The 23,785-nt window shown below is 66.8% G+C and carries 26 protein-coding genes; 9 read left to right on the top strand and 17 right to left on the bottom strand.

From position 1 onward, the window contains the following. The 7 genes from VH88_RS08815 to VH88_RS08785 all read right to left on the bottom strand — a co-directional run. Positions 1–664, bottom strand: a 664-nt coding sequence (locus VH88_RS08815; RefSeq protein WP_045810918.1) for a magnesium chelatase domain-containing protein, incomplete at its 3' end; no start/stop codon positions are given. A 60-nt stretch (positions 665–724) separates the two neighbouring features. Next, the gene (gshB, locus tag VH88_RS08810; RefSeq protein WP_045810917.1) at positions 725–1,681 is read right to left on the bottom strand and encodes a glutathione synthase; all 957 of its coding nucleotides are present in this window, start codon (positions 1,679–1,681) and stop codon (positions 725–727) included. A 90-nt stretch (positions 1,682–1,771) separates the two neighbouring features. Next, positions 1,772–1,966: a Trm112 family protein gene (locus VH88_RS08805; protein ID WP_039246583.1), complete on the bottom strand. Its 195-nt coding sequence runs from the start codon at positions 1,964–1,966 to the stop codon at positions 1,772–1,774. A 62-nt stretch (positions 1,967–2,028) separates the two neighbouring features. Further along, positions 2,029–2,685, bottom strand: coding sequence for an LON peptidase substrate-binding domain-containing protein (locus VH88_RS08800; protein WP_045810916.1), 657 nt, complete (start codon positions 2,683–2,685; stop codon positions 2,029–2,031). A 55-nt stretch (positions 2,686–2,740) separates the two neighbouring features. Beyond that, on the bottom strand, positions 2,741–3,646 hold the full coding sequence (locus VH88_RS08795) for a co-chaperone YbbN (protein ID WP_045810915.1): 906 nt from the start codon (positions 3,644–3,646) through the stop codon (positions 2,741–2,743). A gap of 255 nt (positions 3,647–3,901) precedes the next feature. Continuing rightward, positions 3,902–4,456, bottom strand: coding sequence for a hypothetical protein (locus VH88_RS08790; protein ID WP_045810914.1), 555 nt, complete (start codon positions 4,454–4,456; stop codon positions 3,902–3,904). 69 nt (positions 4,457–4,525) lie between these two features. Next, a complete protein-coding gene (locus tag VH88_RS08785; RefSeq protein WP_045810926.1) occupies positions 4,526–5,038 on the bottom strand; it encodes a prolyl-tRNA synthetase associated domain-containing protein in 513 nt (170 codons plus the stop codon). 37 nt (positions 5,039–5,075) lie between these two features. Between VH88_RS08785 and VH88_RS08780 the strand changes: the two genes are divergently transcribed. Then, positions 5,076–5,843, top strand: coding sequence for a DUF6065 family protein (locus tag VH88_RS08780; protein ID WP_156146787.1), 768 nt, complete (start codon positions 5,076–5,078; stop codon positions 5,841–5,843). Between the two features lie 42 nt (positions 5,844–5,885). Here VH88_RS08780 and VH88_RS08775 read toward each other — a convergent pair whose 3' ends face one another. The 6 genes from VH88_RS08775 to VH88_RS08750 form a co-directional block, all read right to left on the bottom strand. Continuing rightward, the gene (locus VH88_RS08775) at positions 5,886–6,458 is read right to left on the bottom strand and encodes a hypothetical protein (protein ID WP_045810925.1); all 573 of its coding nucleotides are present in this window, start codon (positions 6,456–6,458) and stop codon (positions 5,886–5,888) included. Positions 6,459–6,557: 99 nt separating this feature from the next. Next, the gene (locus VH88_RS08770; protein ID WP_045810913.1) at positions 6,558–7,190 is read right to left on the bottom strand and encodes a LysE family translocator; all 633 of its coding nucleotides are present in this window, start codon (positions 7,188–7,190) and stop codon (positions 6,558–6,560) included. A 164-nt stretch (positions 7,191–7,354) separates the two neighbouring features. Continuing rightward, the gene (locus tag VH88_RS08765; protein ID WP_045810912.1) at positions 7,355–7,975 is read right to left on the bottom strand and encodes a hypothetical protein; all 621 of its coding nucleotides are present in this window, start codon (positions 7,973–7,975) and stop codon (positions 7,355–7,357) included. A gap of 80 nt (positions 7,976–8,055) precedes the next feature. Continuing rightward, a complete protein-coding gene (locus VH88_RS08760) occupies positions 8,056–8,517 on the bottom strand; it encodes a hypothetical protein (protein WP_045810924.1) in 462 nt (153 codons plus the stop codon). A 79-nt stretch (positions 8,518–8,596) separates the two neighbouring features. Then, positions 8,597–9,370, bottom strand: coding sequence for a metallophosphoesterase (locus VH88_RS08755; protein WP_197071039.1), 774 nt, complete (start codon positions 9,368–9,370; stop codon positions 8,597–8,599). Positions 9,371–9,383: 13 nt separating this feature from the next. After that, positions 9,384–10,172 (bottom strand): nucleotidyltransferase family protein, encoded by a 789-nt coding sequence (locus VH88_RS08750; protein WP_039246573.1) that lies wholly within the window; start codon positions 10,170–10,172, stop codon positions 9,384–9,386. A gap of 117 nt (positions 10,173–10,289) precedes the next feature. Here VH88_RS08750 and VH88_RS08745 point away from each other — a divergent pair, with 117 nt between their 5' ends. The 3 genes from VH88_RS08745 to VH88_RS08735 all read left to right on the top strand — a co-directional run bounded on the left by VH88_RS08745 (position 10,290) and on the right by VH88_RS08735 (position 14,418). Further along, positions 10,290–12,428 (top strand): response regulator, encoded by a 2,139-nt coding sequence (locus VH88_RS08745; protein WP_045810911.1) that lies wholly within the window; start codon positions 10,290–10,292, stop codon positions 12,426–12,428. A gap of 173 nt (positions 12,429–12,601) precedes the next feature. Beyond that, positions 12,602–13,651, top strand: coding sequence for a ribonucleotide-diphosphate reductase subunit beta (locus VH88_RS08740; protein WP_045810910.1), 1,050 nt, complete (start codon positions 12,602–12,604; stop codon positions 13,649–13,651). Positions 13,652–13,782: 131 nt separating this feature from the next. Further along, a complete protein-coding gene (locus VH88_RS08735) occupies positions 13,783–14,418 on the top strand; it encodes a glutathione S-transferase family protein (protein ID WP_045810909.1) in 636 nt (211 codons plus the stop codon). A 6-nt stretch (positions 14,419–14,424) separates the two neighbouring features. Here the strand turns inward: VH88_RS08735 and VH88_RS08730 are convergent, their stop codons facing one another. Then, entirely contained in the window at positions 14,425–14,925 is a 501-nt protein-coding gene (locus VH88_RS08730) for a hypothetical protein (protein WP_045810908.1), read from the bottom strand. Between the two features lie 145 nt (positions 14,926–15,070). Between VH88_RS08730 and VH88_RS08725 the strand changes: the two genes are divergently transcribed. After that, a complete protein-coding gene (locus VH88_RS08725; protein ID WP_045810907.1) occupies positions 15,071–15,334 on the top strand; it encodes a hypothetical protein in 264 nt (87 codons plus the stop codon). A gap of 6 nt (positions 15,335–15,340) precedes the next feature. On the opposite strand, the gene VH88_RS08720 is transcribed toward VH88_RS08725, so the two are convergent. Beyond that, a complete protein-coding gene (locus VH88_RS08720) occupies positions 15,341–16,813 on the bottom strand; it encodes a sensor histidine kinase (RefSeq protein ID WP_052689536.1) in 1,473 nt (490 codons plus the stop codon). After that, positions 16,810–17,559: a TVP38/TMEM64 family protein gene (locus VH88_RS08715; protein WP_045810906.1), complete on the bottom strand. Its 750-nt coding sequence runs from the start codon at positions 17,557–17,559 to the stop codon at positions 16,810–16,812. Before VH88_RS08715 ends, VH88_RS08720 begins: the two co-directional genes overlap by 4 nt. A 126-nt stretch (positions 17,560–17,685) precedes the next feature. Between VH88_RS08715 and rpmH the strand changes: the two genes are divergently transcribed. Genes rpmH through yihA form a run of 4 tightly spaced genes read left to right on the top strand, consistent with a single transcriptional unit; the run spans position 17,686 to position 20,698 of the window. Then, positions 17,686–17,820, top strand: coding sequence for a 50S ribosomal protein L34 (gene rpmH / locus VH88_RS08710; RefSeq protein WP_003164000.1), 135 nt, complete (start codon positions 17,686–17,688; stop codon positions 17,818–17,820). 30 nt (positions 17,821–17,850) lie between these two features. Further along, positions 17,851–18,255 (top strand): ribonuclease P protein component, encoded by a 405-nt coding sequence (gene rnpA / locus VH88_RS08705; protein ID WP_045810905.1) that lies wholly within the window; start codon positions 17,851–17,853, stop codon positions 18,253–18,255. After that, positions 18,252–20,048 carry a membrane protein insertase YidC gene (gene yidC, locus VH88_RS08700; RefSeq protein WP_045810904.1) on the top strand — a complete coding sequence of 599 codons (1,797 nt, stop codon included), beginning with the start codon at positions 18,252–18,254 and terminating at the stop codon, positions 20,046–20,048. The genes rnpA and yidC overlap by 4 nt, the downstream gene beginning before the upstream one ends. Beyond that, positions 20,045–20,698, top strand: coding sequence for a ribosome biogenesis GTP-binding protein YihA/YsxC (gene yihA, locus VH88_RS08695; RefSeq protein WP_045810903.1), 654 nt, complete (start codon positions 20,045–20,047; stop codon positions 20,696–20,698). Before yidC ends, yihA begins: the two co-directional genes overlap by 4 nt. 97 nt (positions 20,699–20,795) lie before the next feature. Here the strand turns inward: yihA and VH88_RS08690 are convergent, their stop codons facing one another. Then, positions 20,796–23,672, bottom strand: coding sequence for a pitrilysin family protein (locus VH88_RS08690; protein ID WP_045810902.1), 2,877 nt, complete (start codon positions 23,670–23,672; stop codon positions 20,796–20,798). Positions 23,673–23,785: the final 113 nt, after the last annotated feature.

Below are 23,785 nucleotides of genomic sequence, written 5' to 3'. Positions count from 1 at the left end.
TGACAATCGACCATGGTTCGAGCAGGTTGTGGCCGCCCGCCGCCGCGATCTCCAGCGCGCGCTTGGCGCTTTCCTGACCCTTGACCTCTCGCAGGTCGGGCGCCGCCTTGCCGTCCGCCAGCAGCCCGGGTTCGGGCGCGCGCAGCACCTGGGTTCCCTTGAAATGGTTGACCAAGCTGATTAGCGAGCGCGGCGCGAGGATGCGGGCGCCGCCGGCCCAGGCGGCCTCGGGTCCCGTCGCCTCGGGGCAGATCAGACCCAGGCCCATGGCGTCGGCGGCGACGGCGGCGGGCAGGGCGCCGCCGACCCGCGCGATCTGGCCGTCCAGCCCCAGCTCGCCGATGGCGGCCCAGCCGTCGAGCGCATCGGGCGCGATCACCCCCATGGCCGCCATCAGGGCCAGGGCGATGGGCAGGTCGAAATGGCTGCCTTCCTTGGGCAGGTCGGCCGGCGCCAGATTGGCGATGATCCGCTTGGCGGGCAGGGCCAGACCGATGCCGGCGAAGGCCCCGCGCACCCGCTCCTTGCTTTCGGCCACCGCCTTGTCCGGCAGGCCCACGATGTTGAAGATGGTCGGCCCGTCATTGCCGATCAACTGGACCTCGACGTCCACGCGCCGGGCTTCCACCCCGTCAAAGGCGACCGTGACAACCCGCGCGACCATGTCGTTCTCCCACCTGAGCGAGAGAACGAACCATGAACCCAAATCTAATTCAAGTGGCGATCACACAACCTGTGCGGCGCGTTTGGCCTCGATGGCGTCCCACATCAGGGCCGTGGCGTCGATGCCGGTGAAGGCCTTCAACTGCTGGGCGCCGGTGGGGGAGGTGACGTTGATCTCGGTCAGATAGTCGCCGATCACATCGATGCCGACGAAGATCAGGCCGCGTTCCCTCAGTGTCGGGCCGATGGCGGCGCAGATTTCCAGGTCGCGCGGGGTCAGCTCGACCGGCATGGCCGTGCCGCCGACGTGCAGGTTCGAGCGCACCGCGCCCGCCGCCGGGACGCGGTTGATGGCGCCGACCGGCTCGCCGTCGATCAGCAGGATGCGCTTGTCGCCCTTGGAGACGGCGGGAATGAACTTCTGGATCACCAGCGGATCGCGGCTGCCCGCGGCATGGATCTCGATCAGGGCGTCCAGGTTGGGATCGTCGGCGCGCAGCTTGATCACGCCCGAGCCGCCATTGCCGTGCAGCGGCTTGAGCACCACTTCGCCATGCTTCTTGTGGAAGGCGTCCAAGGCGACGGGGTCGGCCGAGATCAGGGTCGGCGGTTGCAGGCCGGGGAAGGCGGTGACCATCAGCTTTTCGGGGGCCGAACGCACCTGGGCCGGGTCGTTGACCACCAGGGTCCGGGGATGCACCGTCTCCAGCAGATAGGTGGCGGTCACATAGGCCATGTCGAACGGCGGGTCCTGGCGCATCAGGATCACGTCCACGTCCTCGGCCAGATCCAGCTTTTCCCAATCGCCGAAGCTGACGTGGTTGCCGACCTCGCGCCGCACGGTGATCGGGCGGGCGCGGCAGTAGAGGCGGCCCTCTTCCAGCGCCAGGGTGCGGAAGTCATAGACCCACTGTTTGTGACCGCGCGCCTGGGCCGTCTCGGCCATCAGGAAGGTGGTGTCCCCGGCGATGTCGACGGCCTCGATCGGGTCCATCTGGATGGCGACTCTGAGGGTCATTTTTCTTGGGCCTATCGCGCGTCGCGCTACTTGAGGCCCGTTGGGCGCGCCGCGCTCCGGGCCAATGGATGTTCGGTGTTCTTGCGGCGGTCAGTCCAGCTGACGCGCTTCTTCGGCCAACATGATCGGCACGCCTTCGCGGATCGGATAGGCCAATTTGGCGCCCGACGAGATCAGTTCGTTGGCGTCGCGGTCGTAGGTCAGCTTGCCGCGCGTGACCGGGCAGACCAGCACCTCCAGCAGGCGGGGATCGACGGAGACCGGGGTGTTGAAGGCGTCACTCATTTTTCTTGGCCTATCGCGCTGGCGCTACATGAGGCCGTTGTAGGGGGCGTCGTTGCATCGCGCTACTGCATGGACGGCGCGGCGTCGTCACCGCCGTCGGCGGCGTCGATGCGCATCAGGGCGGTCAGGGCCTCGGCGCGGGGCATCAGGCCCATGGCCTCCAGCAGCGCCTGTTTCTCGGCCGGTTCGAACGGCAGCGCCATCGACAGGCTGTTGACCAAGGCCTCCATCGGCGCGGTCTCGGCCGTCTCCCAATCGATGTCCAGCAGCCGGTGCGCCATATAGGCGCGCAGGGCGTCGAGGAAGGCGTCACGGTCGAAGTCCGGCTCCTCGGGCGGGGAGACCAGATCATCCTCATAGGCCTCGAACGCCGCGCGGACCTGGCGATAGGGGGTCTTGGACGGCATTTCGGCGGCGATGCGGAACCGCGACACGCCGGTCAGGGTGATCAGATAGCGGCCGTCGGAAGTCTCGGCGAAACTGGTGATCCGACCGGCGCAGCCGACCGGCGACAGGCCGGGCAGGACCGGCGTGCCGCCCTTGGGCTGGACCAGGCCGATGATCCGGTCGCCGGCCATGGCGTCGTCCACCATGTTCAGATAGCGCGGCTCGAAGATGTTCAGCGGCAGCTGTCCGCGCGGCAGCAGGATGGTCCCGCCCAGCGGGAACACCGGGATCACCTGGGGCAGGTCGAGGGCGCGAACGTAACCCTGGGGCATCACTTCTCCTGGGGCCTACCGCGCTTCGCGCTGCTTGAGGCCCGCTTGTTCTGGATCACGAAAACAGAATGGACGACAGGCGGCGCCGACCGTCCTTGGACACGTCCGAGGTCAGGCCCGCCGCCTCGAAGATGACCAGCAACTGTTTGCGGGCCGCCTGTTCGTTCCACTCGCGGTCGGCCTTGATGATGGCCAGCAGATTGTCGACCGCGCCCTTGAAGTCGCCGGCCGCGCTCTGGGCTTCGGCCAGGTCGAAACGCGCCTGATGATCGTTCGGATCGGCGGCGACCTTGGCCTCGAGTTCGGCCGAGGCGCCGGATGGGGTTTTAGAGGCCAGGGCCAGTTGGGCGCGCACGCTCTGGACCGTCGGCTCCTTGGAGTCCTGCGGCGCCATGGCGATGGTCTGGGCCGCCTGTTCGGGGTCGCCGCCCGCCAGATAGACCCGCGCCATGCCGGCGATGGCCTTCTCGTTCTCAGGCTCGATCGACAGGACGTGGGCGAAGGCCTGGGCCGCGCCGCCGAAGTCGTTCAGGCTCAGCGATTCCTCGCCCAACTCCAGCAGTTGCGCCGTCTCGGTCGAGCCGCCCTGACCGCCGGTCAGCTTGTCGATGAAGGCCTTGATCTGGCTGTCGGGAATGGCGCCCTGGAAGCCATCGACCGGCTGGCCGTTGACGAAGGCGTAGACCGTCGGGATCGACTGCACCCGCAGCTGGCCTGCATAGGCCGGGTTGGCGTCCACATCGATCTTGACCATCTTCACCACCCCCTTGGCGGCGCGCACGGCCTTCTCCAGCGCCGGACCCAGCGTCCGGCACGGCCCGCACCAAGTGGCCCAGAAGTCGACGATGACCGGCTGATGTTTCGAAGCCTCGATGACGTCGGTCATGAAGGAGGCGTCCGTGCCTTCCTTGATCAGGTCGCCGGCGGCGTCGGGGGTCAGGGTCGGGTCGAGCAGGGTCATGGGCGAGGTCCGCGCAGAGATCGGTCAGGTTCAACGGTTCAGATGGCGTCGGGATGCGTCGGCATCAAGCCGGGAAAAGGTCGCGCCGGGATTTCAGACCGTGGTCATGAAAAACACCGTCTAATTCGTCTAACTCGTCTAAAATCGCCTCTCGTCGCCGCGCGCTCGATCCATGATTTGCGAGATGGGGCGACGACATGGATCGTCAAGACGACGCGAAGCGCTAATGCCGAGGATGGTCAGCGGAGCAGGCGATTAGTGCGCGTCAGCGATTTCAGCGACTGCGTAAATATGATCGACCGGTATCGAGAGCCTGGTTTTTTCGAGAGTGGGGCCACCCGAGAGTTCGACCTCGAGCATTCCGCCATTTGAATGATCGATGACCTCATCCCGTGTAACCGTCACCGTGAAGTCCTCGCTCCACAAACACTCGGATTGGGGGGCGTCAGGCCAAGAAGTGCATTCCCGAACCATGACTGGTCCGCGCTTGAACGCCGCCAACTCCCCGTTCAAAAACGCGGCTCTGTCGTACAGGTGAGCTCGTCCCCGATAATAGGCGGAGCCTTGGAGAAACAGAGCACCTGAAGCCCCGTTAATGTCGATACGCCCCGCGTAGATATCGGTGCTGTCACCCTCCACCACTGGAGAGTAAAATTCCCGGCGTTCGGCACGTGCTATGGTTTTGACGCTGACCAAAACGCCGTTGGAAGCGGTGATCGTCGAGTCCTCGATGTCTTGCCCAATAGCTGCTCCTGCAAACATGAGAGCCATCGCCGCTGCGCAAGAACGAGATAAGATCAGACCGAACATATGGATAACCTTAGCGAGCGGCGGCGTTTATCGAAAGTGGAGGTGCGGGGACGCCGATGGCGGCTTCCATCAGCCCATCGCCCCGAAATCAACCACGATCGGCTCCCGCTCCAGCAGCGCTAGCACCCGCCGGAACGCCGTCTGATCCAGCGCCGTGGTCGCCGTATTGGTCAGGGGGTGGAAGTTGACGATGTCGGCGTCCCACAGGCGACGGTCCAGCACGAAGGTCACGCGGCGGTCTGTGTCGTTGATCAGGCCCAGCGCCGTGACCGAGCCGGGACGGACGCCCAGCGTCTTCCACATCAGGGTCTCGTTGCCGAACGACAGCCGCCCCGAGCCCATGACGGGGGCGGCGCGTTTCAGGTCGATGACCGTGTCCTGACGCGCCGAGATCAGCCACAGCCGGCCTTTGTGATCCTTCAGGAACAGGTTCTTGGTGTGGGCGCCGGGCAGGTCGGCCTTGAGGTCCAGCCCTTCCTCGACGCGAAAGACGGCCGGGTGGTCGTGGGTCGTATGGGTCACGCCGTTCGCCTTCAGCCAGACGGTCAGGGTCTCGCGGTCGAAAGCGGGTGCGTCAGTCATGGTTGAGCCGTCGGGTTTCGGGCGGTAGGACAGGGTCATGGTCGATACCGTCAACACGCGCCCTCTGGAACTGGAATGCTATCCGATGACGGCGCGGCCGCCGGACCTGGTGCCCGGCCGCCAGTCGCGCAACTGGATGGACGCTTTCATCAGCCGCCACCCCTATCGCTGTCTGCCGCTGAACATGGCCAACACGACGGGATGGGAGATCCTTTGCCCGTTCGGCTTCTCGGCCGAGTGGAACGGCGGTCCGCGCCAGGAAGACATCGTTATCACGCCGGATCGGCCCCAGCACGATTTGGCCCATTTCGTCACCTCGCACTTCTCGCGCGGGGTGCTGACCATGCATCCGCAATATCTGTTCCGCACGCCGCCCGGTTGGGGGATGATGTGTTCGGGGTCGCCCAACCATGTGAAGGACGGCATCCAGCCGCTTGTCGGCCTGATCGAGACGGACTGGCTGCCCTTCCCCTTCACAATGAACTGGATCTTCACCCGACCGGGGCGGATCACCTTCGAGAAGGGCGAGCCCTTCTGCTTCATCAATCTGATCGAGCACAAGAAGGTCGAGCAGTTCCAGCCGATCATCCGCACGCTGGAATCCAACCCGGTGATGAAGGGTCAGTTCGAGGCCTGGAACCGCGCCCGCACCGACTTCAACCAGCGTCTGGCCGGCGGCGATCCGGATGCGGCCAAGGAGGCCTGGCAGCGCTACTACTTTAAGGGCGAGGTGCCGGAGGATCTGGGCACGGCGCCGGCCACCCACTCCAACAAGCGCCGGCTGAAGTCGCCGCGCGTGGGGTGAAAGAAAAAGCCCCTCTCCGCGCGTGGAGAGGGGCTTTCGGCATCAGGCCGCCGGGCGGGTGACCTGCGGACCCAGGTTCTGGATCACCTCGCGGGCGTCGAAGGCGTTGGGGTCGTTGGCGGGTTTGGGGCCGCGACCCAGGACGATTTCGGCGTTGGCCTCGAAGCGGTCGACCTGACGGACGTCGAAGTCGTTGATGCCCCACGGGCCGTAACGGTCCCACGGGCTCCAGAAGCCGCTGCGGTAGTAGCGCCACGACGGACCCCAGTAGGGGCTGTAGAAGCGGTTGTAGCCCGAATAGAACGGGTCGGGCGTGCCGACGAAGCGGGTGTCGCGGTCGGTGGCGCGGTTGACGGTGGCGAACCAGTCATAGCCGCTCTCGACCGTCAGTTCGGCCGAACGCAGCAGCAACGACTGTTCGACCTGTTCGCGCGAGGTCAGCGAATTGCCCGAGAAGCTGACCCGGAAACGGTTGTTCTCCAGGCGCTGCTCGGCATAGCCGCCACGCTGGCCGTTGAAGCCGGCGGGTTGATACGGGGTGGCGGTGGCGCAGGCCGCCAGGGCCAGACCGGCGGCGACGGTCGCCGCCAGGGTCTTCAGGGGGAGGGTTTTCATGACATCAAACTCCTTGATCGCCCATTCGGGCGCTCTGACGGCTGAACGGAGCATGAACGAAGGCGTTCCCGACCACTGTATGACGAAGCGTCGCGGCGTCTAGAGCCTGAGAACGATCAGGACAGCGGCGACCATCAGCAGCAGGCCGACGAAGACGCCGAAGCCCTTGCGAAAGCGCGGTTGCTGCATGCGGCGCGACAGGGCGGCGCCGGACAGGGCGTAGGTGCTCATCGACACCATATCCATGCCGATGGCCGCCATGGCGAACATCGCCATCTGCGGGGCGACCGGCCGGTTCACGTCGATGAAGGGCGGAAGGACGGCGGTGAAGAACAGGATGGCCTTGGGGTTGGCGATCTGGACGGCGAACCCGTCGATCAGGGCGCTGCGGCCCTTTTTGACGACCACCTCATCCGGATCGGCGGCGGTGGCGAAGGCGCCGCGCAGCGCCTTGATCCCCAGCCAGGCGACATAGAGGGCGCCCAGCACGGCGATGACCTTGAAGGCGGCGGGGAAGGCCTTGACCAGGGCGCCCAGACCCAGGGCCGCCGCGCCGAACCACACCAGGGTCGCGGCGTTCATGCCCAAGACGCCGATCAGGGCCGAGGCGCGGCCCTTTTCAACGCCGGTGGCGACGGCGAACAGATTGGCGGGACCGGGCGTGATCGCCATCACCGCCATGACGCCGAGGAAGGTCGAATAGAGGTGCGGATCGACGGGCAGGGCGGGCATGCGGCGCGATGTCGCTGCTTAGTCGGGCGCGGTCAAGGCGCTCTGTCTCCTCCCGCGTCATGACGGAGGGGGGCTTCATCGCCAATACGCATCTGGGCCATCCGAAGAACCCCTCCACCGCTGCGCGGTCCCCCTCCCCATTTCATGGGGAGGAGACAAGCATGTCAGGCGGCCGGACGGGCCGGGGGCGCCGGCGGCTCGGGGGCTTCCGGCGCCTCGGGCGCTTTGGGAACCTCGGCGGCCGCTTCGTCCTCGACGACGGCGTCGGCGGCCTGGTCCAGAGCGTATTGGGCGACCAGGCTGTAGGTCTCCATCTGCTCGGGCGTCGGATTGGTCCAGGCGCTGTTGCGGGCGATGCCCTCGGCGGTGACGACGCCCTTCTGCATCCCCTCTTCCATCGCCTGTTTGACCTCGGGATCGTTCAGGGCGTCGGCGACGATGGCGTCGACGTCGATGTTCTTCAGCGCCTGGGCGGCCATTTCATTGGCGTGTTTGGTCGCCTCGGCGGTGAAGGCGGCGACGTCGGGCGCATAGTCCGACCACAGGGCGGCGATGCGACGACCGCGTTCGGCCTCGCTTAGGCTCTCGTCTTCGGAAATCGCCTCGGCCCGTTCGCCAAAGGCCTCCATGCGCGCTTCGAAAGCGTCGGCGGCGGCTTCCATCCGGGCCTCGGCGGTCTCGGCGGAGGCCGGGGCCAGCGCGGGCGCAGTCGCGGGGCTCTGCGCCAGAGCCGAAGACAGGGGCGCGAGCGCCAGGGCGGCGGTCAGGCTGAGCAGGCGGATCATGGGACGGCTCCCGTTGAATGACCCGCGCAAACTCCGCCCTCAGCCGCCCCGTCTCAAGTGAAATCGCGGTAAGGCTCGGCTTACTGCGGTGTTGCCGGCGCAGCGGCGGCTGGGGCTGCAGCGGCGGCGTCGATCTTGCCTCGGACATCGGCAGGGATGCCCTTGATCTGCTGGATCGCAGGCGCGAGCTGTTCGGGCGTCGCCTGGCCGCTGCTGACGGCGAACGTCTGGACGTCTTCGGCGAAGGCGTCGACCTGGGGCTGATATTTGGCTTGGATGGCGTCTAAGTCGGCCTTCGCCTTGGTCTTGTCGGCTTGGGCTGCGGCGGCCTGCATCTCGCCGGCCATCGTCTCCATGACCTGACCGAAGGCTTCCGCCTTGGCCTCGAAGGCGGCTTCCTCGGGACTGTCCGCCTCTTCGGCCGGTTCAGGTGCCGGAGCGGCCTGGGGCGCAGGGGCAGGGGCGGCGGCCTGACCGGCGGCGAAGGCAGGCGTAGTCAGGGCCAGGACGGCGACGGCCGCGGCGGAAGACAGAAGGCGCATCGGAAACTCCACGACGGGCCGCCGTGCGGCCCCGAACGAGGCTGCATCCCAGCCCCGGCCGCACCCTCCTACAGTCCGATCAGATTTCAAAGACCCGATAGGGCTTGTCGCCCAGGGTCTTCAGCACCGGCAGGGCGACATTATAGACGGGCGTGCCCCTGGTGGTGCGTCCCTCCGGCCCGCCGCGGTGGGCGTGGCCGTGCACGACCAGACGGACGTTGTCGTAGCGATCGATGGTCTCGGCCAGGCGCGACGACCCCAGGAAGGCGTGGATTTCGGGCGGTTCGCCCATCACCGTCTCGACCACGGGCGCATAGTGCAGCAGCACGACCGAGCGTTCGGTGCGCAGCATGCGGATCGAGTTCTCGATCAGATTGGCGTCTTCGACCGCCTCCTGCACGAAGCGCTTGATCGAGGCCTCGCCGAACGAGGAGAGCATGTAGCGGCCGAAGCCGCCGACGAACCCCTTGCCGCCCGCAAATCCGACGCCGTCGATCTCATAGGCCTCGCCGGTCAGCATCTTGACCCCGGCGTCGGTCAGCATCTTCGTGACGACCTCGGGCTGGCCGCACTCGTGCTCGTGATTGCCCAGCACGCCGACCATCGGGATCTTGCACAGCTTGAGATCCTCAAGCAGCCGCTCGACCTCGGGCGTCTTGCCGTAGTTGGTCAGGTCGCCGCACAGGCACAGCACATCGGCGTCGTCCGACACCCGCTCGAATAGGTCGCGATAGCGATGCTCGGTGGTCTCGCCGACATGAAGGTCGCCGACGGCGGCGACGCGCAGGATCTTGGCGGGGCCGGGCTCCAGGCCGGGTTGGGTCGTCTGGGGATCGGGGACGGCGTCGGTCATGGCGGCTTACCTTTCAGTGGCCCAGGTGGACGGGGTCGTGGCGTTCCTCCAACCCCTTGCCGACGACATCGCCAAAGCCCCATTCGGCGACGTCGGCGACATAGTCGCGCGGGCTGAACAGGCGGCCGCGACAGACCTTCACGCGCGGCGCCGGCAGATCGATCTGGGCCGTCAGCCGCTGGACCAGCTCTTCCATCAGCCAGCGCGGAATCCGGTCGCGCTCGGTCGGATAGGCGAAGCGGAAGTTCAGCAGATGCGCCGCCAGCACCTCCCAATAGAGGTCCATCTGGTCCAGCAGGCTCTTCCAGTCGATGGCGTCGGACTGTTTCAGGATGACGTGGTTCACGTCGGCCCCGTCATAGCGATAGCGGTCCTGAATAAAGACCTTGGACAGGATCAGGGCCGTGGGCGGGGTGATCTGCACCTGGTGGCCATAGACGGTGATCCGGTCCTCGCTGAACCAGCTGTCGGACACGGCGATGGTGCCGTTGGACATGGCGAAGATGACGTCGAAGAAGTGTTTCTCGTCCTTCCAGACCTTGGCGATCCAGCGCTCGTCCTCGACGTCGGTGCGGTAGCCGTGCTTCTGGAAGAAGGCCAGGATGCGGGGGTAGTCGCCGGGCTTGCAGAAGACGTCCAGATCCTTGGTCGGGCGACGGATGCCGGTGTAGGCCGTGACCGCATAGGTGCCCGACAGCAGGAAGGGGATGCCGCTTTCCTTCAGCAGGCGCAGGCTCTCTTCATAGAAGGCCAGGGCGTCCGCCGGCGGCTCGAAGGTCGGTTCGGCGATCACGTCTGACATCGTCTGGGGCCCTTTGCTGGCAAGGGCGAGTAAACGGCGACGCTGAACGGCGGTTCCGCAATCCTACCTAGGTCGGCCGCTACGGGATCCTTAACCCCTGTGTGTCACCGTTACGTCATGGGACTGAAGTGGGTGAACGCAGAAGGCGGACGCTGGCGGTTTTTCCGTCACAAGGCCGGTCGCGCGGCTGGGCCGTCGCCCTACGCCTATGTGGCCCTGTTCGCCCTGTGCCTGTCGGTCGCCCAGTGGAGCATGCATGCATTCGGCGCCACGGTTCTGTGGCCGGCCAATGCGGTGCTTCTGGCCGCCGTTCTTCAGCTTCATCGTCGCCAGGCCATCGGCGTGATGCTCGGCTGCGCCGCGATCAATCTGGTCAGCAATATCGTGCGCGGCGATCCCGGCGTGATGATGTTCACCAATGTCGCCCTGAACCTGACGCAGGTCTGCGTCGCGGCCGTGCTGGCGCGCCGTTTCTGCGGGGCCGCGCTGGATATGCGACGGCCCTGGCGTCTGTTCCGCTTCGCAGTCTTCGCCGCCGTGCCGGCCGTCTTGATCAGCACCCTGCTGGCGGGCGCGGTCGCGGTGCTGATGAGCTGGAAGGTGCCGGGCACGCTGGCGTTCCGGATGCACCACCTCTTCGACATGGAACTGCTGGCGATGATGATCGTCACGCCGTCCCTGCTGCTGCTGGCGCGCAATCACCGTTTCAGGGACGACGCCCAGGCCACGATGACCGAGGCGGCCGCCCTGCTGGTGCTGGTCGGCGGCGTCACGCTGTGGGTCTTCACCCAGACATCGGCGCCAGTGATGTTCGCGGTGTTTCCGCCGCTGATCCTTCTGGCCTTCCGGCTGTGCCCGCCGACCACCGCCTGCGCGGTGGTGCTGGTCGCGGCCATAGGCGGCGCCGCCACGCTGAGCGGGCATGGGCCGGTCGTGCTGACCCGCCTGCCGTCCGATCCGGTTCTGGCGGCCCTGCCCGAAGTGATGCGCCAGATGAATGTGTTTCATCTGTTCCTGCTGTGCGTGGTGGGGTCGGTTCTGCCCATCACCACCCTGTCGACCGAGCGTCGACGGCTGACGGCGCGTCTGAGGGCGCGGACGGCGGCGGCACTGGACGCCCTGGCCCGGGCCAGGCGCGCCGACGAAGCGAAGTCGCGCTTCCTGGCCTTGATGAGCCATGAGATGCGCACCCCCCTGACCGGGGTCACCGGCTATGCCGACCTGCTGTCGCGCTCGACCAGCCTGGATGCCGAGGGCCATCGCCAGGTCAATGCGGTGCGCCAGTGTGGAGAATCCATGCTGCGTCTGGTGGAGGACTTGCTGGAGATTTCGCGCGGGGGCGACGAGGTCGTGCTGAAGCCCGCCGATCTGCGCGCCCTGATCCAGGACGCCGTGGCGCCGGCGCGCGAGTGGGCCGAAATCCGCGGCCTGACCTTCGACCTGCACATCACGCCGGACGCTGAGGGCTGGGTGCTGACCGACATGCGGCGTCTGCGCCAGATACTGCATCACCTGACGCTGAACGCCTCGAAATTCACGACGCGCGGGGGCGTGACCGTCATGGTCGATCGGCTCGAAGCCCGGCTGCGGATCGCCGTGTCGGACACCAGCTGCGGCATGGACGCCGCGACCCTGGCGGGCGTGTTCCGCCTGTTCGAACAAGCGGACGCCTCCACCAGCCGCACCCACGAGGGGGCGGGCGTCGGCCTGGCCCTGGCCAAGAGCCACGCCGAGCGGCTTAACGGAACCATCGCCGTCGAAAGCGTCCAGTGGCAGGGTTCGACCTTCACCGTGGAGATCGAGGCGCCCATTGCGGCCCCAGTCGAGACGGACGGCGGCGCGCCGCTGGACAGCCGCCGTATGCGGGTGCTGATCGTCGACGACCACCCGGCCAATCGGGATCTGCTGCGCATCATGCTGCAGGCCGCCGACTGCGACACCGCCGAGGCCTGTGACGGGCGCGAGGCGGTGAACGCCGCCTCGGCCGAGGCTTTCGACCTGATCCTGATGGATGTGCGCATGCCGGTGATGGATGGTCTGGCCGCCACCCGCGCGATCCGCGCCCTGGCCGATCCCGCCAGCCAGACGCCGATCCTGGCCGTCACCGCCGAGGCCATGCCCGAAGACGCCGCCCGGTGCCTGTCCGCCGGCATGGACGGCCATCTGGCCAAGCCGGTGACCCAGGCCAAGCTCTACGCCGCCATCGACGAGACGCTGAGCGCGGCCGCAACTCGCCTGGACGCCCAAGCCGCCTGAGCCGTCGGGCGCGGCTTCATCCCCAGGTGCGTCCCCAGGAATGTGCGGCACGGACACAACATCTAGCGGTCGCGATAAATTGTGATCGCAAAATAGACCTGTTTCGACTTGGCGCCGGGATCGTCGCATCGCATGGTGAACGCCTGTTTGGAATCGCCCTCAGGTCCAGTTCGATGAACGCCATCACTCCGATCATCCTCCCCGAGCGCGCCGGTCTTCTGACCCCGTCGGCCGCCTACAAGCCGTTCCGCTATCCGTGGGCGTTCGACATGTGGAAGAAGCAGCAGCAGGTCCACTGGATGCCCGAGGAGGTGCCGCTGGGCGAGGACGTCAAGGACTGGGCCTCGACCCTGAACGACGGCGAACGCAACCTGCTGACCCAGATCTTCCGCTTCTTCACCCAGGCGGACATCGAGGTTCAGGACAACTACATGGAACGCTACGGTCGGGTCTTCAAACCGACCGAGGTGAAGATGATGCTGGCCGCCTTCGGCAATATGGAGACGATCCATATCGCGGCTTACGCCCTGCTGCTCGAGACCATCGGCATGCCCGAGAGCGAGTTCGGCGCCTTCATGGAATATGAGGCCATGCGGGACAAGCACGACTACATGGGCCAGTTCGGGGTCGATTCCGACGCCGACATCTGCCGGACCCTGGCCATGTTCGGCGGCTTCTCGGAAGGCGTTCAGCTGTTCGCGTCCTTCGCCATGCTGATGAACTTCCCACGCCAGAACAAGATGAAGGGCATGGGCCAGATCGTGTCCTGGTCGGTGCGCGACGAGAGCCTGCACTGCGAAGGCATCATCAAGCTGTACCACGCCTTCAACAAGGAGACGGGCGCCGTCACCAAGTCGGTCGCGGACGACATCGTCGACTGCTGCAAGACGGTGGTGAACATGGAAGACAAGTTCATCGACCTGGCCTTCGAAATGGGCTCGGTGAACGGCATGACGCCCGAGGACATCAAGCAGTACATCCGCTTTATCGCCGACTGGCGCCTGCGTCAGCTGAAGCTGCCGGAAGTCTATGGGGTGACGGAAAACCCGCTGCCCTGGCTGCAGTCGCTACTCAGCGGCGTCGAACACGCCAATTTCTTCGAGGCCCGCGCCACCGAATATTCCAAGGCGGCGACGCAGGGGAACTGGCACGGCGCCGACGGCGTCTGGAGCGAGTTCGACCGCATGATGGCGCGCCGCGACATGAGTATGGTCGCGGGCTGACCGGGCCTAAAGTAGCGACGCGTTAGGCCAGGAGAATAGTCGGCCTGGAGCAGCGCGAAGCCCGATAGGTCAAGAAGGCTGGCCTCAAGCAACGCGAAGCGCGGTAGGCCCAAAAAGGGGTAGAGCACGCCATGAGCGAAGAGATCGTGTTCTACACCAACCCCATGTCGCGCGGACGCATCGTCCGCTGGATGCTGGAGGAGGCAGGCCAGCCCTATCGCACCGTCGTGGTCGATTATCCGGCGATGAAGTCGCCGGACTATCTGGCGATCAATCCGATGGGCAAGGTGCCGGCCATCGTCCATCGTGGAGTCGTCGTGACCGAATGCGCCGCCATCTGCGCCTATCTGGCCGACGCCTTTCCTGAAGCCGCCTTGGCGCCGGCGACGGACGATCCGCTGCGCGGCCTATATTACCGCTGGATGTTCTTCGCCGCCGGACCGGTCGAGGCGGCGGTGACGGCAAAGTCGCTGGGTCAACTGCCGCCGCCCGAAAAGTCGGCCATGGTCGGCTACGGCTCGTTCGATCAGGTGATCGACGGGCTGGAACACGCGTTGGATCGCAGCCCGTGGATCCTCGGCGAGCGGTTCAGCGCCGCCGATGTCTATGTCGGCAGCCAGATCGCCTGGGGGCTGATGTTCAAGAGCCTGCCCGAACGGCCGGCGTTTAAGGCCTATGTCGAACGGATCACGACACGCCCGGCCGCTGTGCGCGCCCGCGAAATCGACGACGCCCTGATCGCCGAAGCGAAGGCCAAGGCGGACTGAAGGCGTTCACTGCGCCGGTGCGACCCACGCCGGCCGGGCGGTGCAGGCGGGGCGGAAGCCCGTGCGGCACAGTCGCACCTGTTCCTGCCAGGCGGCGTAGTCGCGGTCGTATTTCTCCTGCGCCAAGCGGGCGGTCTCGGCGGCGGCGCGCGCCTGTTCCTCGGCTTGGCTGACCTCGATCTGATGACGGGCCAGGGCGGCGTCGTAGTCCAACCGGTTGTCGGCGTCGGTCTTGTCGGCCAGGGCGTTCTGGGCGGCGATCTCGTCGTTGAGGGCGCGCGTGGTGCGCAGTTCCTCTTCGGTCTGCTGGGCGTCGCTTGCGCGATGATAGGCCTCGCCCCGTGCCTTCAGCAGGGCGTCGCGGCTGGCGGGATCGGCCGGGTCGGGCAGGGCGCGCTGATCGCGATAGGGGTCGGCGGTCGCCGGCGCCGTCGTCGTCTGGGCGGCGACGGGTGCGGTCAGGGTGGCGGCCAGCAGGATAGCGGCGGCGGCGGTGCGAACGATCATGACTGTCTCTCTCGAGGCCGTGGCGTTACCCGCAGCTTGGCTATTGTGATGCTGCTCACAACGCCGCAGCGATGAAAAGGTGGCGAAAGGCTCGGCTTCGCGTCATGGTCGTCCTCTCCCGACCGCAGCCTATCCGAGAAGACCGATGATCCTGAGCACCGCGTCCGGCGACTTCCCTATTCCTGCGGATGTCGCGCGCCAGTTGCCGAACGTGCCGGCCCTGCCCGATACGGCCGCTGCGGACGCCCGGCTCCAGATCGAGGACTTCCGCCATTGGCTGGACGCCTCGCCCGAGCACGCCATCGACTATGAGCGGCTGCGGCGCTGGCATCTGGTTCAGGAGGAGTTGGCGGCCCAGGCCAAGGCGGAAAACCGGCCCTTCGTCGTGTCGGACGACGGTCTGGAATAGGGCGGTTCAGCCCGGCAGGCGCAGCTCGAACACGGCGCCCTTGCCGTCGGTCTCGACCAGCCGCAGATCGCCGCCGTGAAGGGCGGCCAGTTCGCGCGAGATGGTCAGGCCCAGGCCCGAGCCGTCCGAGCTCTTTGAGCTGACGAAGGGTTCGAACAGGCGTTCGGCCAGACGCGGCGGAATGCCGGGGCCGTCGTCGGCGATGCGCACGACGCAGAAGCCGTCCTGACCAAAGGCGCTGACGGTGATGGCGCCCTTGCCGCGCCGCTCGGGCGGACGCGTCGGATCGGCCTCGATGGCCTGGCGGGCGTTGCGCATCAGATTGACCAGGATGCGATACAGCTGATCCGGGTCGGCCTCGACGGCGAACCGGGGCGGCAGCTGTTTGACCAGGCGCACGCCGTCGGGGTCCAGCCCGGCGTCCTCGGCCGCCAGGGTCAGGGCCTTGGTCAGGACGACGCGGGTCTTTTGCGGCGCGGGCTCCTCGCTCTTGCCGTATTCCAGAACATTGCGCGACAGGCTGGCGGCGCGGCTGAGCGCGCGCTCCAGCCGGGGCAGGGCCTTGGCCACCTGAGGGTCGGCGGAGGTCGCCAGCCGTTCGGACGCCATCTGGGCCGAGGTCAGCATGTTTCGCAGGTCATGGTTGATCTTGGCCACCGCCTCGCCCAGCGCGACCAGACGGGCGCGAGAGCGCAGCGAATGGCGCACCTCCTCCTGCATCCGGCTGAGTTCGCGCTCTACGCGGCCGATTTCGTCGTGACGGTCGGACGGCGCCTCGGCCTCGCTCTCGGGATCGGCGGCGAACCGTTCCATCGAGCGGGTGACGCGACGCAGCGGGCGCAGCACCAGCAGGGCCAGACCGCCATACAGCAGCGCGCCCGCCGTCACCGACACCAGCAGGGACACCAGCAGGCTGTTCAGCAGGAAGGCGCGCAGTTCCAGCTTCAGCGGCTGGGCGGGCGTGACGATCTCGATGAAGTCGCCCGAGCGATAGCGCGGCTTGGCCTGAACCCGCAGCGAACGGTCCGGATGGCCGAACAGGGTGCGCCACGGGTCGGTCAGGCGCGACCAGCTGTCCTGACGCCTCAGGTCGATCAGTTCGGGCGCGCGGGGCAGGTTGGGGGCCTGAAGCAGCAGGCGGCGCACGCCTTGCTCCGTCAGGGCCACCGCCTGAACCCCGCCGATCCGCATCAGTTCGGCGGCTGTGTCGTCCTCGACCGCGCTATAGGGCAGGGCTTCGACCCCGACCGAGGCCAGTTCGGCGGCCTGGAGCCGGTCGCGGAGCCAGCGCTCATGGAAGGCCGCCAGGTTCGGCCCCAGGATCAGGGCCTCCACCGCCAGGGTGAAGGCGACGGTCAGCAGCAGCAGCCGCGCCGACAGGCCGTCGGGCGCACGCGGTGTCAGGCGCTCGCGCCAGAGACTGGCCTGGTCCGGCGTCAGGTTCAGCCGCGCCGCGATCCGGTCGAACAGGGCGCTCATGCCGCCGGCGCTCCGATCCGTCGGGCGCGGATCATCTGGAACAGCTTGATGCCGATGGGCAGCAGCAGGGACAGGAAGACCACGCCCATCAAAGGCCAGAAGAACTGTTGCAGCAGCATCGGCAGGTCAGGACGAACGCCGGCGCGCAGCAGGTCGCCCAGCTGCGACCCGATCCAGGTGTAGATGAAGGTGGACGGCAGCAGGCCGATGAAGGTGGCGATGATGTAGGGTCTCAGCGGCACCGCCATCATCCCTGCCGTCGCGTTGACCAGGACGAAGGGCACGCTGGGGATCACGCGCAGGGTGAAAAGGGTGGTGAAGGCGTTGCGGTCGATACCCTTGGCCAGCCGATCCATGAAGCTGGCGTCGGCCTCGAACTTGGCGCGCAGCCAGGAACCGATCGAGGTGCGATAGACATAATAGATGACGACCGAACCGATCGTGGCCCCCGTCGACTGGGCCAGGGCCCCGACATAAGGGCCGAACATCATCCCGCCCAGCAGGGTCAGGAAGACGGGTCCTGGAATGGTCGAGGCGGTCGCCAAGGCATAGACGGCGATGAAGGCGACCAGCGCGATCCACCAGTTCTGTTGCGCATAGGCCTGAAGGTTCAGCCCGTGCTCGCGGATCAGATCCATCGAAAGATAGCGGTTCCAGCCCAGGGCGAAGAAGGCGATCACCAGCCCGGCGATGGCCGCCAACGGCGCCAGCCGCAGGGCCCATTCCTTCGCCGTTCGTTTCGCCATCCGTTTCATCGTCCCGAAATGCCGTCCGAGCGTTGACTCACGCGGACATGCGACTTATACGCCCGCGCTTCCTGCGGCGGACGCCTCTTGCCCCGTCGCCCAACCTTTTAACGTCAGGAGCCGACCGTGAAGCGGACCTATCAGCCGTCGCGACTCGTGCGCAAGCGCCGTCACGGCTTCCGCAGCCGGATGGCCACCAAGAACGGCCAGAAGATTGTTGCGCGCCGTCGCGCCAAGGGCCGCAAGCGCCTGACGGCGTAAGCGGCTTACGCGTCCGGATTTTTTGGACGCATGAGCGACCTTTTACAGATCAAGCGTCTGTTGCGGCGGCCCCAGTTCCTGGCGGCCGCCAAAGGCGTTTCCGAGGCGCGCGGCGCCGTGGTGATCCAGCGGCTGGAGCGTGGCGACGGTTCGCCGCACATCGGCCTGGGCTTCACCGCCACCAAGAAGATCGGCGGGGCGGTCCAGCGCAACCGCGCCAAACGCCGTCTGCGCGAGGCCGCACGGGCCATCCTGGCCCAGCATGGCGTGCCCGGAAGCGACTATGTCTTCATCGCCCGCATGGGCACGACCGAGCGTGCGTGGGACCGTCTGCTTGACGACGTGAAATCGACGCTTACAAGGCTGGCGACACCCAAGGCCGATCGGCCTTCGCACGCCCGCGCCCCCTCCGGCCAGGACCGCCAGAATCCATGAAAAACGAAAACACGCGCAACACGATCATCTTCATCGTGTGCTCGGTCCTGATCATGGGGATCTACTATTTCGCCGTGCTGCGCCCGCAGGCCGAGCGCCGCGCCGTGCAACAGCAGGCCCAGGCCGAGCAGTCGCAGACCGCTGATAACGCCGCGCGCACCGCACTGAGCCCGCAGGGCCCGACCTTCGTCACCGACCGCAGCCAGGCGCTGAGCACCGCCGCGCGTGTGCCGATCCAGTCCGGCACGCTGAAGGGGTCGCTGTCGCTGCAGGGCGGCCGGATCGACGACCTGTTCCTGACCGACTATCGCGAGGTTCAGGACAAGCCCCAGCCGGTGGAGCTATTCCGTCCGCAGGGCATGCAGAACGCCTATTTCGCCCAGTTCGGCTGGACCGGCCCCAATGTCGCCGGCGGCGTGCCCGGACCCAATACCGTCTGGCGCCTGACCAACGGTTCGACCCTGACGCCGACGACGCCGATCACCCTGACCTGGGACAACGGCCAGGGCCTGCGCTTCACCCGCGTGATCTCGGTCGATGACAAATACGTCTTCTCGGTCCAGGACACGGTCCAGAACCTGGGCACGCAGGCGATCACCATCGCCCCCTACGGCAGCGTCCAGCGCCAGGGCGTGCCGCCCGCAGCCGGCTCGTCGCACATCGTCCACGAGGGCGCGATCGGCACCTTCGGCAAGCCGGGCGACTACCGGACCGAGCAGAAGAAATACAAGGACTGGCTGAAGGAGCCGCGGATCGAGAACGCCTCGACCGGCGGCTGGCTGGGCATCACCGACAAATACTGGCTGGCGGCCCTGCTGCCCCAGCAGAACGAGGCGGTCGAAACCGAATTCCGCGTGCGCGACCTGAACGGCGCCCAGCAGCTGGAAGCCAATGTCCTGGGCACCACCCGCACCATCCAGCCCGGCGCGACCGCGACCGAGACCCAGCGCCTGTTCGCCGGGGTCAAGCGCGCCGAGGTGCTGAAATCCTATGAGCAGAGCCTGAACCTGCCGCGCTTCGTCTATGCGATCGACTGGGGCATGTTCTGGTTCCTGACGCGTCCGATCTTCTGGATCCTGGAGAACGTCTACGGCCTGGTCGGCAGCTTCGGCGTCGCCATCCTGGCCCTGACCGTCATCGTCAAGCTGGTGATGTTCCCGCTGGCCAACAACGCCTACGCCTCGATGTCCAAAATGCGGAACCTCCAGCCCAAGATGGAGGAGATCAAGAAGAAGTTCAAAGACGACCCGCAGAAGCAGCAGCAGGAGACGATGGCCCTGTATCAGCGCGAGAAGATCAATCCGGTCGCCGGATGCCTTCCGCTGTTGCTGCAGATCCCGGTCTTCTACGCCCTGTACAAGGTGCTGACCGTGACCATCGAAATGCGTCACCAGCCGTTCCTGGGCTTCATCCATGACCTGTCGGCGCGCGACCCGTCGTCGATCTGGAATCTGTTCGGCCTGATCCCGTGGGATCCGGCGATGGCGCCGCTGATCGGCGGCCTGTTGGCCGGCCCGCTGCACCTGGGTCTGCTGGCGATCGCCTATGGCCTGACCATGTGGCTGCAGACGGCGATGAACCCGCCGGCGGCCGATCCGGTCCAGCGCCAGATCTTCCAGTTCATGCCGCTGCTGTTCACCTTCATCATGGCGCCGTTCGCGGCGGGCCTGCTGATCTACTGGGCTTGGTCCAACATCCTGACCATCCTGCAGCAGTATGTGATCATGCACCGCTACAAGGCCGAGAACCCGATCGATGCGTTCTTCGCCCGGTTCAAGAAGTCGCCGGCGTGATCGACGAGACCGAGTTCACGCCCGAGGACATCGAGGCGGCGCGCGTCCTGTTTGCGCGGCCTGCGACCTTCGTCATGGGCGCGGCCAAGATCGAGCAGCTGCCCGACCCCGACCTGCCCGAGATCGCCTTCGCCGGCCGCTCGAACGTGGGCAAGTCCAGCCTGATCAATGGGCTGGTGGGGATGCACAAGCTGGCCCGCGCGTCGAACGAGCCGGGCCGCACGCGCGAGGTCAACTTCTTCGACCTGGACGGCCGGATGCGTCTGGTCGACCTGCCCGGCTATGGCTGGGCCAAGGCGTCCAAGACCACGGTCAAGAAGTTCCAGGATCTGGGCCGCGACTATCTGCGCGGGCGGGTGACGCTGAAGCGGGTCTATCTGCTGATCGACAGCCGCCACGGGCTGAAATCGGTGGATACGGAGGCGCTGGATGCGCTGGACCTGGCCGCCGTCAGCTATCAGATCGTCCTGACCAAGGCCGACAAGCTGAAGAAGGGCGAGGGCGAGGCCGTGCAGGCCGCGACCCTGAAGGCCGTCTCCAAACGCCCCGCCGCCTTCCCGGTGGTGGCCCTGACCTCGTCTGAAAAGGGTCTGGGCCTGCCGGAACTGCGCGCCGAGATCATGCGCACGACGGGCGCGACGCTGGACTAGTGGCCCTCATCGTCGGGCCAGGGCCCGAGCATGACGGCAAAAAGAAAAGGCCCGGAGATCGCTCTCCGGGCCTTCGTCATTTTGACGGAGCGTCGCCCTATTGGGCGGCGGGGGCCGCCGCGCGGACCTCGACGGGGATGCCCAGGGCGTCCAGTTGCGGCTTGACCACCGAGGCGTCGCCGACCACGACCCAGACGAACCGGGACGGGTCGATGGCGGCCTTGGCGGCGGCGTCCAGCTGGGCGGCCGTCAGGGCGTTGGTGCGCGCCGCGATGGTTTCCGGATAGTCGTCCGGACGGCCCAGCAGGGCGTTGGAGCGCATGGCGCCTAGGACGGCGGCCGAGGTCTCGTAGCTGCCGGCCAGACGGCGGGTGTTGCCGTTGATCGTGCGTTGCAGCTCCTCGGGCGTCACGCCCTTGCCGCCCGAAAGGAAGTCGTTGAACTGCTGGTTCAGGGCTTCGATGGCCGGGCCGGTCTTGTCGGCCTGGACCGGGGCGGTGATCAGATAGGGCACGCGTCCGGCGAACGGATTGACCGAGGCGTTGACGCCGTAGGACCAGCTCTTGGTCTCACGCAGGTCCGAGTTGATGCGCGACAGGAAGTCGTTGCCGAGCACATTGTTCGCCGCGTTCAGCACCAACAGGTCGTCGGTGCCCGACAGGCCCAGAACCTCGCCGCCCATGATGTAGGACTGGGGCGATTGCGGCCGGTCGATCAGCACGATCTTGGGCGTCGCGGCCGGGATCGGGGCCGAGAAGTCCTTGACGGCCTTGGCCGAAGCGGGCGGGACCCATTGACCGAAGGCGCTGTCCAGGATCGGCGTCAGCTCGGCCAGGGGCCGGTCGGAGACGATGAACAGCTTGGCGTTGTCCGGACGGATCCACTTGGCGTAGTCGGCGCGGATGTCGGCGTCGGTGATCGCCTTGACGCTGGCCTCGTCGCCATTGCCGCTGAACGGACGGCCATAGGGGCTGTTCGGCCCGTACATCAGTTCCGGCAGGGCGCGGCTGGCCAGGGCGGCCGGCTGGGTGCGCTCGGCGGCGATGCGCGACAGGCGGGTGGCGCGCAGGCGCTCCAGCTCAGCCGGAGCGAAGGCGGGATTGCGCACCACCTCGGCCATCAGATCCACCGAAGGCTTCAGGTTCGGCGTCACCGCCGACAGTTGGACGACCGAACTATCCATCGTCGCCCCAGTGGTGACGCTGGCGCCCAGGGCTTCCTGCGCCTCGGCCAGCTGCGTGGCGTTCAGGGTGCGGGTGCCCTCGTCCATCAGGTCCAGCATCAGGGTCTGCAGACCCAGTTTGGACCGGTCGTCGGCGGCCAGACCGGCGTCGAAATCGAGCGCGATCTTCGTCGTCGGGGTGGCGTCGCGCTGGGCGTAGATCACCTCCATGCCGTTCGACAGGCGGGTGCGCTCGACGGCCGGGAAGTCGACGTTGGCGACCTGACCGATCTCGGGCTTGGGCATGCGCGGCTTGCGCTCGATTTCCGGTGCCGGGGTGCGGTTGGCGCCGGACGGCGCGGCAGCCGCCTCCTGATAGGCTTCACGCTGGCCGGGCAGGGTGGTCAGCGTATAGGCCGGACGGGTCAGCCACTTCTGCATCGCCGCCTTGACCTGGGCCGGCGTGACGGCGGCGTAGGCGGCCAGTTGCTTCTTGTAGAACTCAGGATCGCCGGCATAGAGCTGGCCTTCGGCGAGCGCTGTGGCCTTGCCGCCGAAGCCGCCGACCTGTTCCAGGCCCTGGATGCGGCGCGAGGCGTATTGGGTGACGACGCGGTTGATCTCGTCCTGCGTCGGGCCGTTCGCGATCAGGCCGTTCAGGATCTCGCGCATGCGCGCCTCGACGGCGGCGGGGTCTTCGCCCGGCTTGATCGTGGCGCTCATCTCGAAGATGCCGACGCGGTGGAAGGCGCTGTTGCCGGCGCTGGCCGAAACGGCGGTCTGCTCGCCGCGCACCAGCTCATTGTCCAGGCGCGAGGAGGCCAGTCCGCCCAGCACGGAGGCAGCGACGCTGAGCGGCACGGAATCCGGGTCCAGCATGCCGGGCACGGCCCAGCTGACCTCGACCTGGGCGTTCGAGACGCGGTCGTGGGTGGTTTCGCTGAGCGGGGCGGACAGGGTCGGCACCGGGGCCTGGGCGGGATTGTTCACCGGACCCTTGGCGATCGGGCCGAAGTATTTGTCGGTCAGTTCACGCGCCTTGGCGGGGGTGATGTCGCCGGCCAGCACCAGAACGGCGTTGTTGGGGCCATAGTTGGAGGTGAACCAGTCGCGCACCGTCTGCATCGAGGCGGCGTCCAGGTCGGCCATCGAACCGATGGTCGAGTGGCGATAGGGGTGGCCTTCGGGGAACAGGGCCTCCAGCTGCTTGTACTGGTTCAGGCCATAGGGCTGGTTGTCGCCCTGACGCTTTTCGTTCTGGACGACGCCGCGTTGCAGATCGAGCGTCTCCTGGCTGATCGCGCCCAGCATGTAGCCCATGCGGTCGCTTTCCATGAACAGGGCCTGTTCCAGCGCCGGGGTCGGAACCGTCTCGAAATAGTTGGTGCGGTCGAAATAGGTGGTCCCGTTCATGTCGGTCGCGCCCATGTTGCGCATCGGCGTGAAATAGCTGCCGGGCGCATTTTCCGAGCCGCCGAACATCAGGTGTTCGAACAGGTGGGCGAAGCCGGTCTTGCCGGCCGGCTCGTCCTTGGAGCCGACATTGTACCAGACGGAGACGGCGACGACGGGCGCCTTGTGGTCCTCGTGGACCAGGACGGTCAGACCGTTGTCGAGGGTGAACTTGGTATAGGGGATGTCGACTTCGTTGATCAGCTCCGACACCGGCGCGGCCTGGACGGCGGGCGCGGCGGCCTGACCAGCGGCCTGACCAGCGGCCTGGGCGGCGGGTGCAGCGGCCACGGAGGCCCAGACAGGCGTTGAAACCGCCAGAAGGGCGGCGGCGGCGACGAGAGAGCCAGTGCGGCGCATGCGATATCCTCGGGATTGCAGTTGGGGGGGACCATAACGCCGGTCTGCCGCCTGGCAACGCGACCAAATGGAACATGACGAAAGGTTCATGTTCTCCCCCGCGCGACCCGGAA

The sequence above is a fragment of the Brevundimonas sp. KM4 genome, assembly GCF_000964075.1.
Classification (GTDB): domain Bacteria; phylum Pseudomonadota; class Alphaproteobacteria; order Caulobacterales; family Caulobacteraceae; genus Brevundimonas; species Brevundimonas huaxiensis.
This window is presented reverse-complemented; position numbering and strand designations above follow the sequence as displayed.

Excerpts from the sequence above, each read along its gene's own strand:
- VH88_RS08755 (WP_197071039.1), bottom strand. The coding sequence starts at position 9,370 with ATGACCGACGCCGTCCCCGATCCCCAGACGACCCAACCCGGCCTGGAG.
- rnpA (WP_045810905.1), top strand. The coding sequence starts at position 17,851 with ATGAGCGACCTTTTACAGATCAAGCGTCTGTTGCGGCGGCCCCAGTTC.
- VH88_RS08800 (WP_045810916.1), bottom strand. The coding sequence starts at position 2,685 with ATGCCCCAGGGTTACGTTCGCGCCCTCGACCTGCCCCAGGTGATCCCG.
- VH88_RS08740 (WP_045810910.1), top strand. The coding sequence starts at position 12,602 with ATGAACGCCATCACTCCGATCATCCTCCCCGAGCGCGCCGGTCTTCTG.
- VH88_RS08715 (WP_045810906.1), bottom strand. The coding sequence starts at position 17,559 with ATGGCGAAACGAACGGCGAAGGAATGGGCCCTGCGGCTGGCGCCGTTG.
- VH88_RS08775 (WP_045810925.1), bottom strand. The coding sequence starts at position 6,458 with ATGAAAACCCTCCCCCTGAAGACCCTGGCGGCGACCGTCGCCGCCGGT.
- VH88_RS08805 (WP_039246583.1), bottom strand. The coding sequence starts at position 1,966 with ATGAGTGACGCCTTCAACACCCCGGTCTCCGTCGATCCCCGCCTGCTG.
- VH88_RS08760 (WP_045810924.1), bottom strand. The coding sequence starts at position 8,517 with ATGCGCCTTCTGTCTTCCGCCGCGGCCGTCGCCGTCCTGGCCCTGACT.
- VH88_RS08720 (WP_052689536.1), bottom strand. The coding sequence starts at position 16,813 with ATGAGCGCCCTGTTCGACCGGATCGCGGCGCGGCTGAACCTGACGCCG.
- VH88_RS08730 (WP_045810908.1), bottom strand. The coding sequence starts at position 14,925 with ATGATCGTTCGCACCGCCGCCGCCGCTATCCTGCTGGCCGCCACCCTG.
- VH88_RS08795 (WP_045810915.1), bottom strand. The coding sequence starts at position 3,646 with ATGACCCTGCTCGACCCGACCCTGACCCCCGACGCCGCCGGCGACCTG.
- VH88_RS08690 (WP_045810902.1), bottom strand. The coding sequence starts at position 23,672 with ATGCGCCGCACTGGCTCTCTCGTCGCCGCCGCCGCCCTTCTGGCGGTT.
- VH88_RS08735 (WP_045810909.1), top strand. The coding sequence starts at position 13,783 with ATGAGCGAAGAGATCGTGTTCTACACCAACCCCATGTCGCGCGGACGC.
- yidC (WP_045810904.1), top strand. The coding sequence starts at position 18,252 with ATGAAAAACGAAAACACGCGCAACACGATCATCTTCATCGTGTGCTCG.
- VH88_RS08725 (WP_045810907.1), top strand. The coding sequence starts at position 15,071 with ATGATCCTGAGCACCGCGTCCGGCGACTTCCCTATTCCTGCGGATGTC.
- VH88_RS08780 (WP_156146787.1), top strand. The coding sequence starts at position 5,076 with ATGGTCGATACCGTCAACACGCGCCCTCTGGAACTGGAATGCTATCCG.
- gshB (WP_045810917.1), bottom strand. The coding sequence starts at position 1,681 with ATGACCCTCAGAGTCGCCATCCAGATGGACCCGATCGAGGCCGTCGAC.
- VH88_RS08765 (WP_045810912.1), bottom strand. The coding sequence starts at position 7,975 with ATGATCCGCCTGCTCAGCCTGACCGCCGCCCTGGCGCTCGCGCCCCTG.
- VH88_RS08770 (WP_045810913.1), bottom strand. The coding sequence starts at position 7,190 with ATGCCCGCCCTGCCCGTCGATCCGCACCTCTATTCGACCTTCCTCGGC.
- VH88_RS08790 (WP_045810914.1), bottom strand. The coding sequence starts at position 4,456 with ATGTTCGGTCTGATCTTATCTCGTTCTTGCGCAGCGGCGATGGCTCTC.
- VH88_RS08745 (WP_045810911.1), top strand. The coding sequence starts at position 10,290 with ATGGGACTGAAGTGGGTGAACGCAGAAGGCGGACGCTGGCGGTTTTTC.
- VH88_RS08785 (WP_045810926.1), bottom strand. The coding sequence starts at position 5,038 with ATGACTGACGCACCCGCTTTCGACCGCGAGACCCTGACCGTCTGGCTG.
- VH88_RS08750 (WP_039246573.1), bottom strand. The coding sequence starts at position 10,172 with ATGTCAGACGTGATCGCCGAACCGACCTTCGAGCCGCCGGCGGACGCC.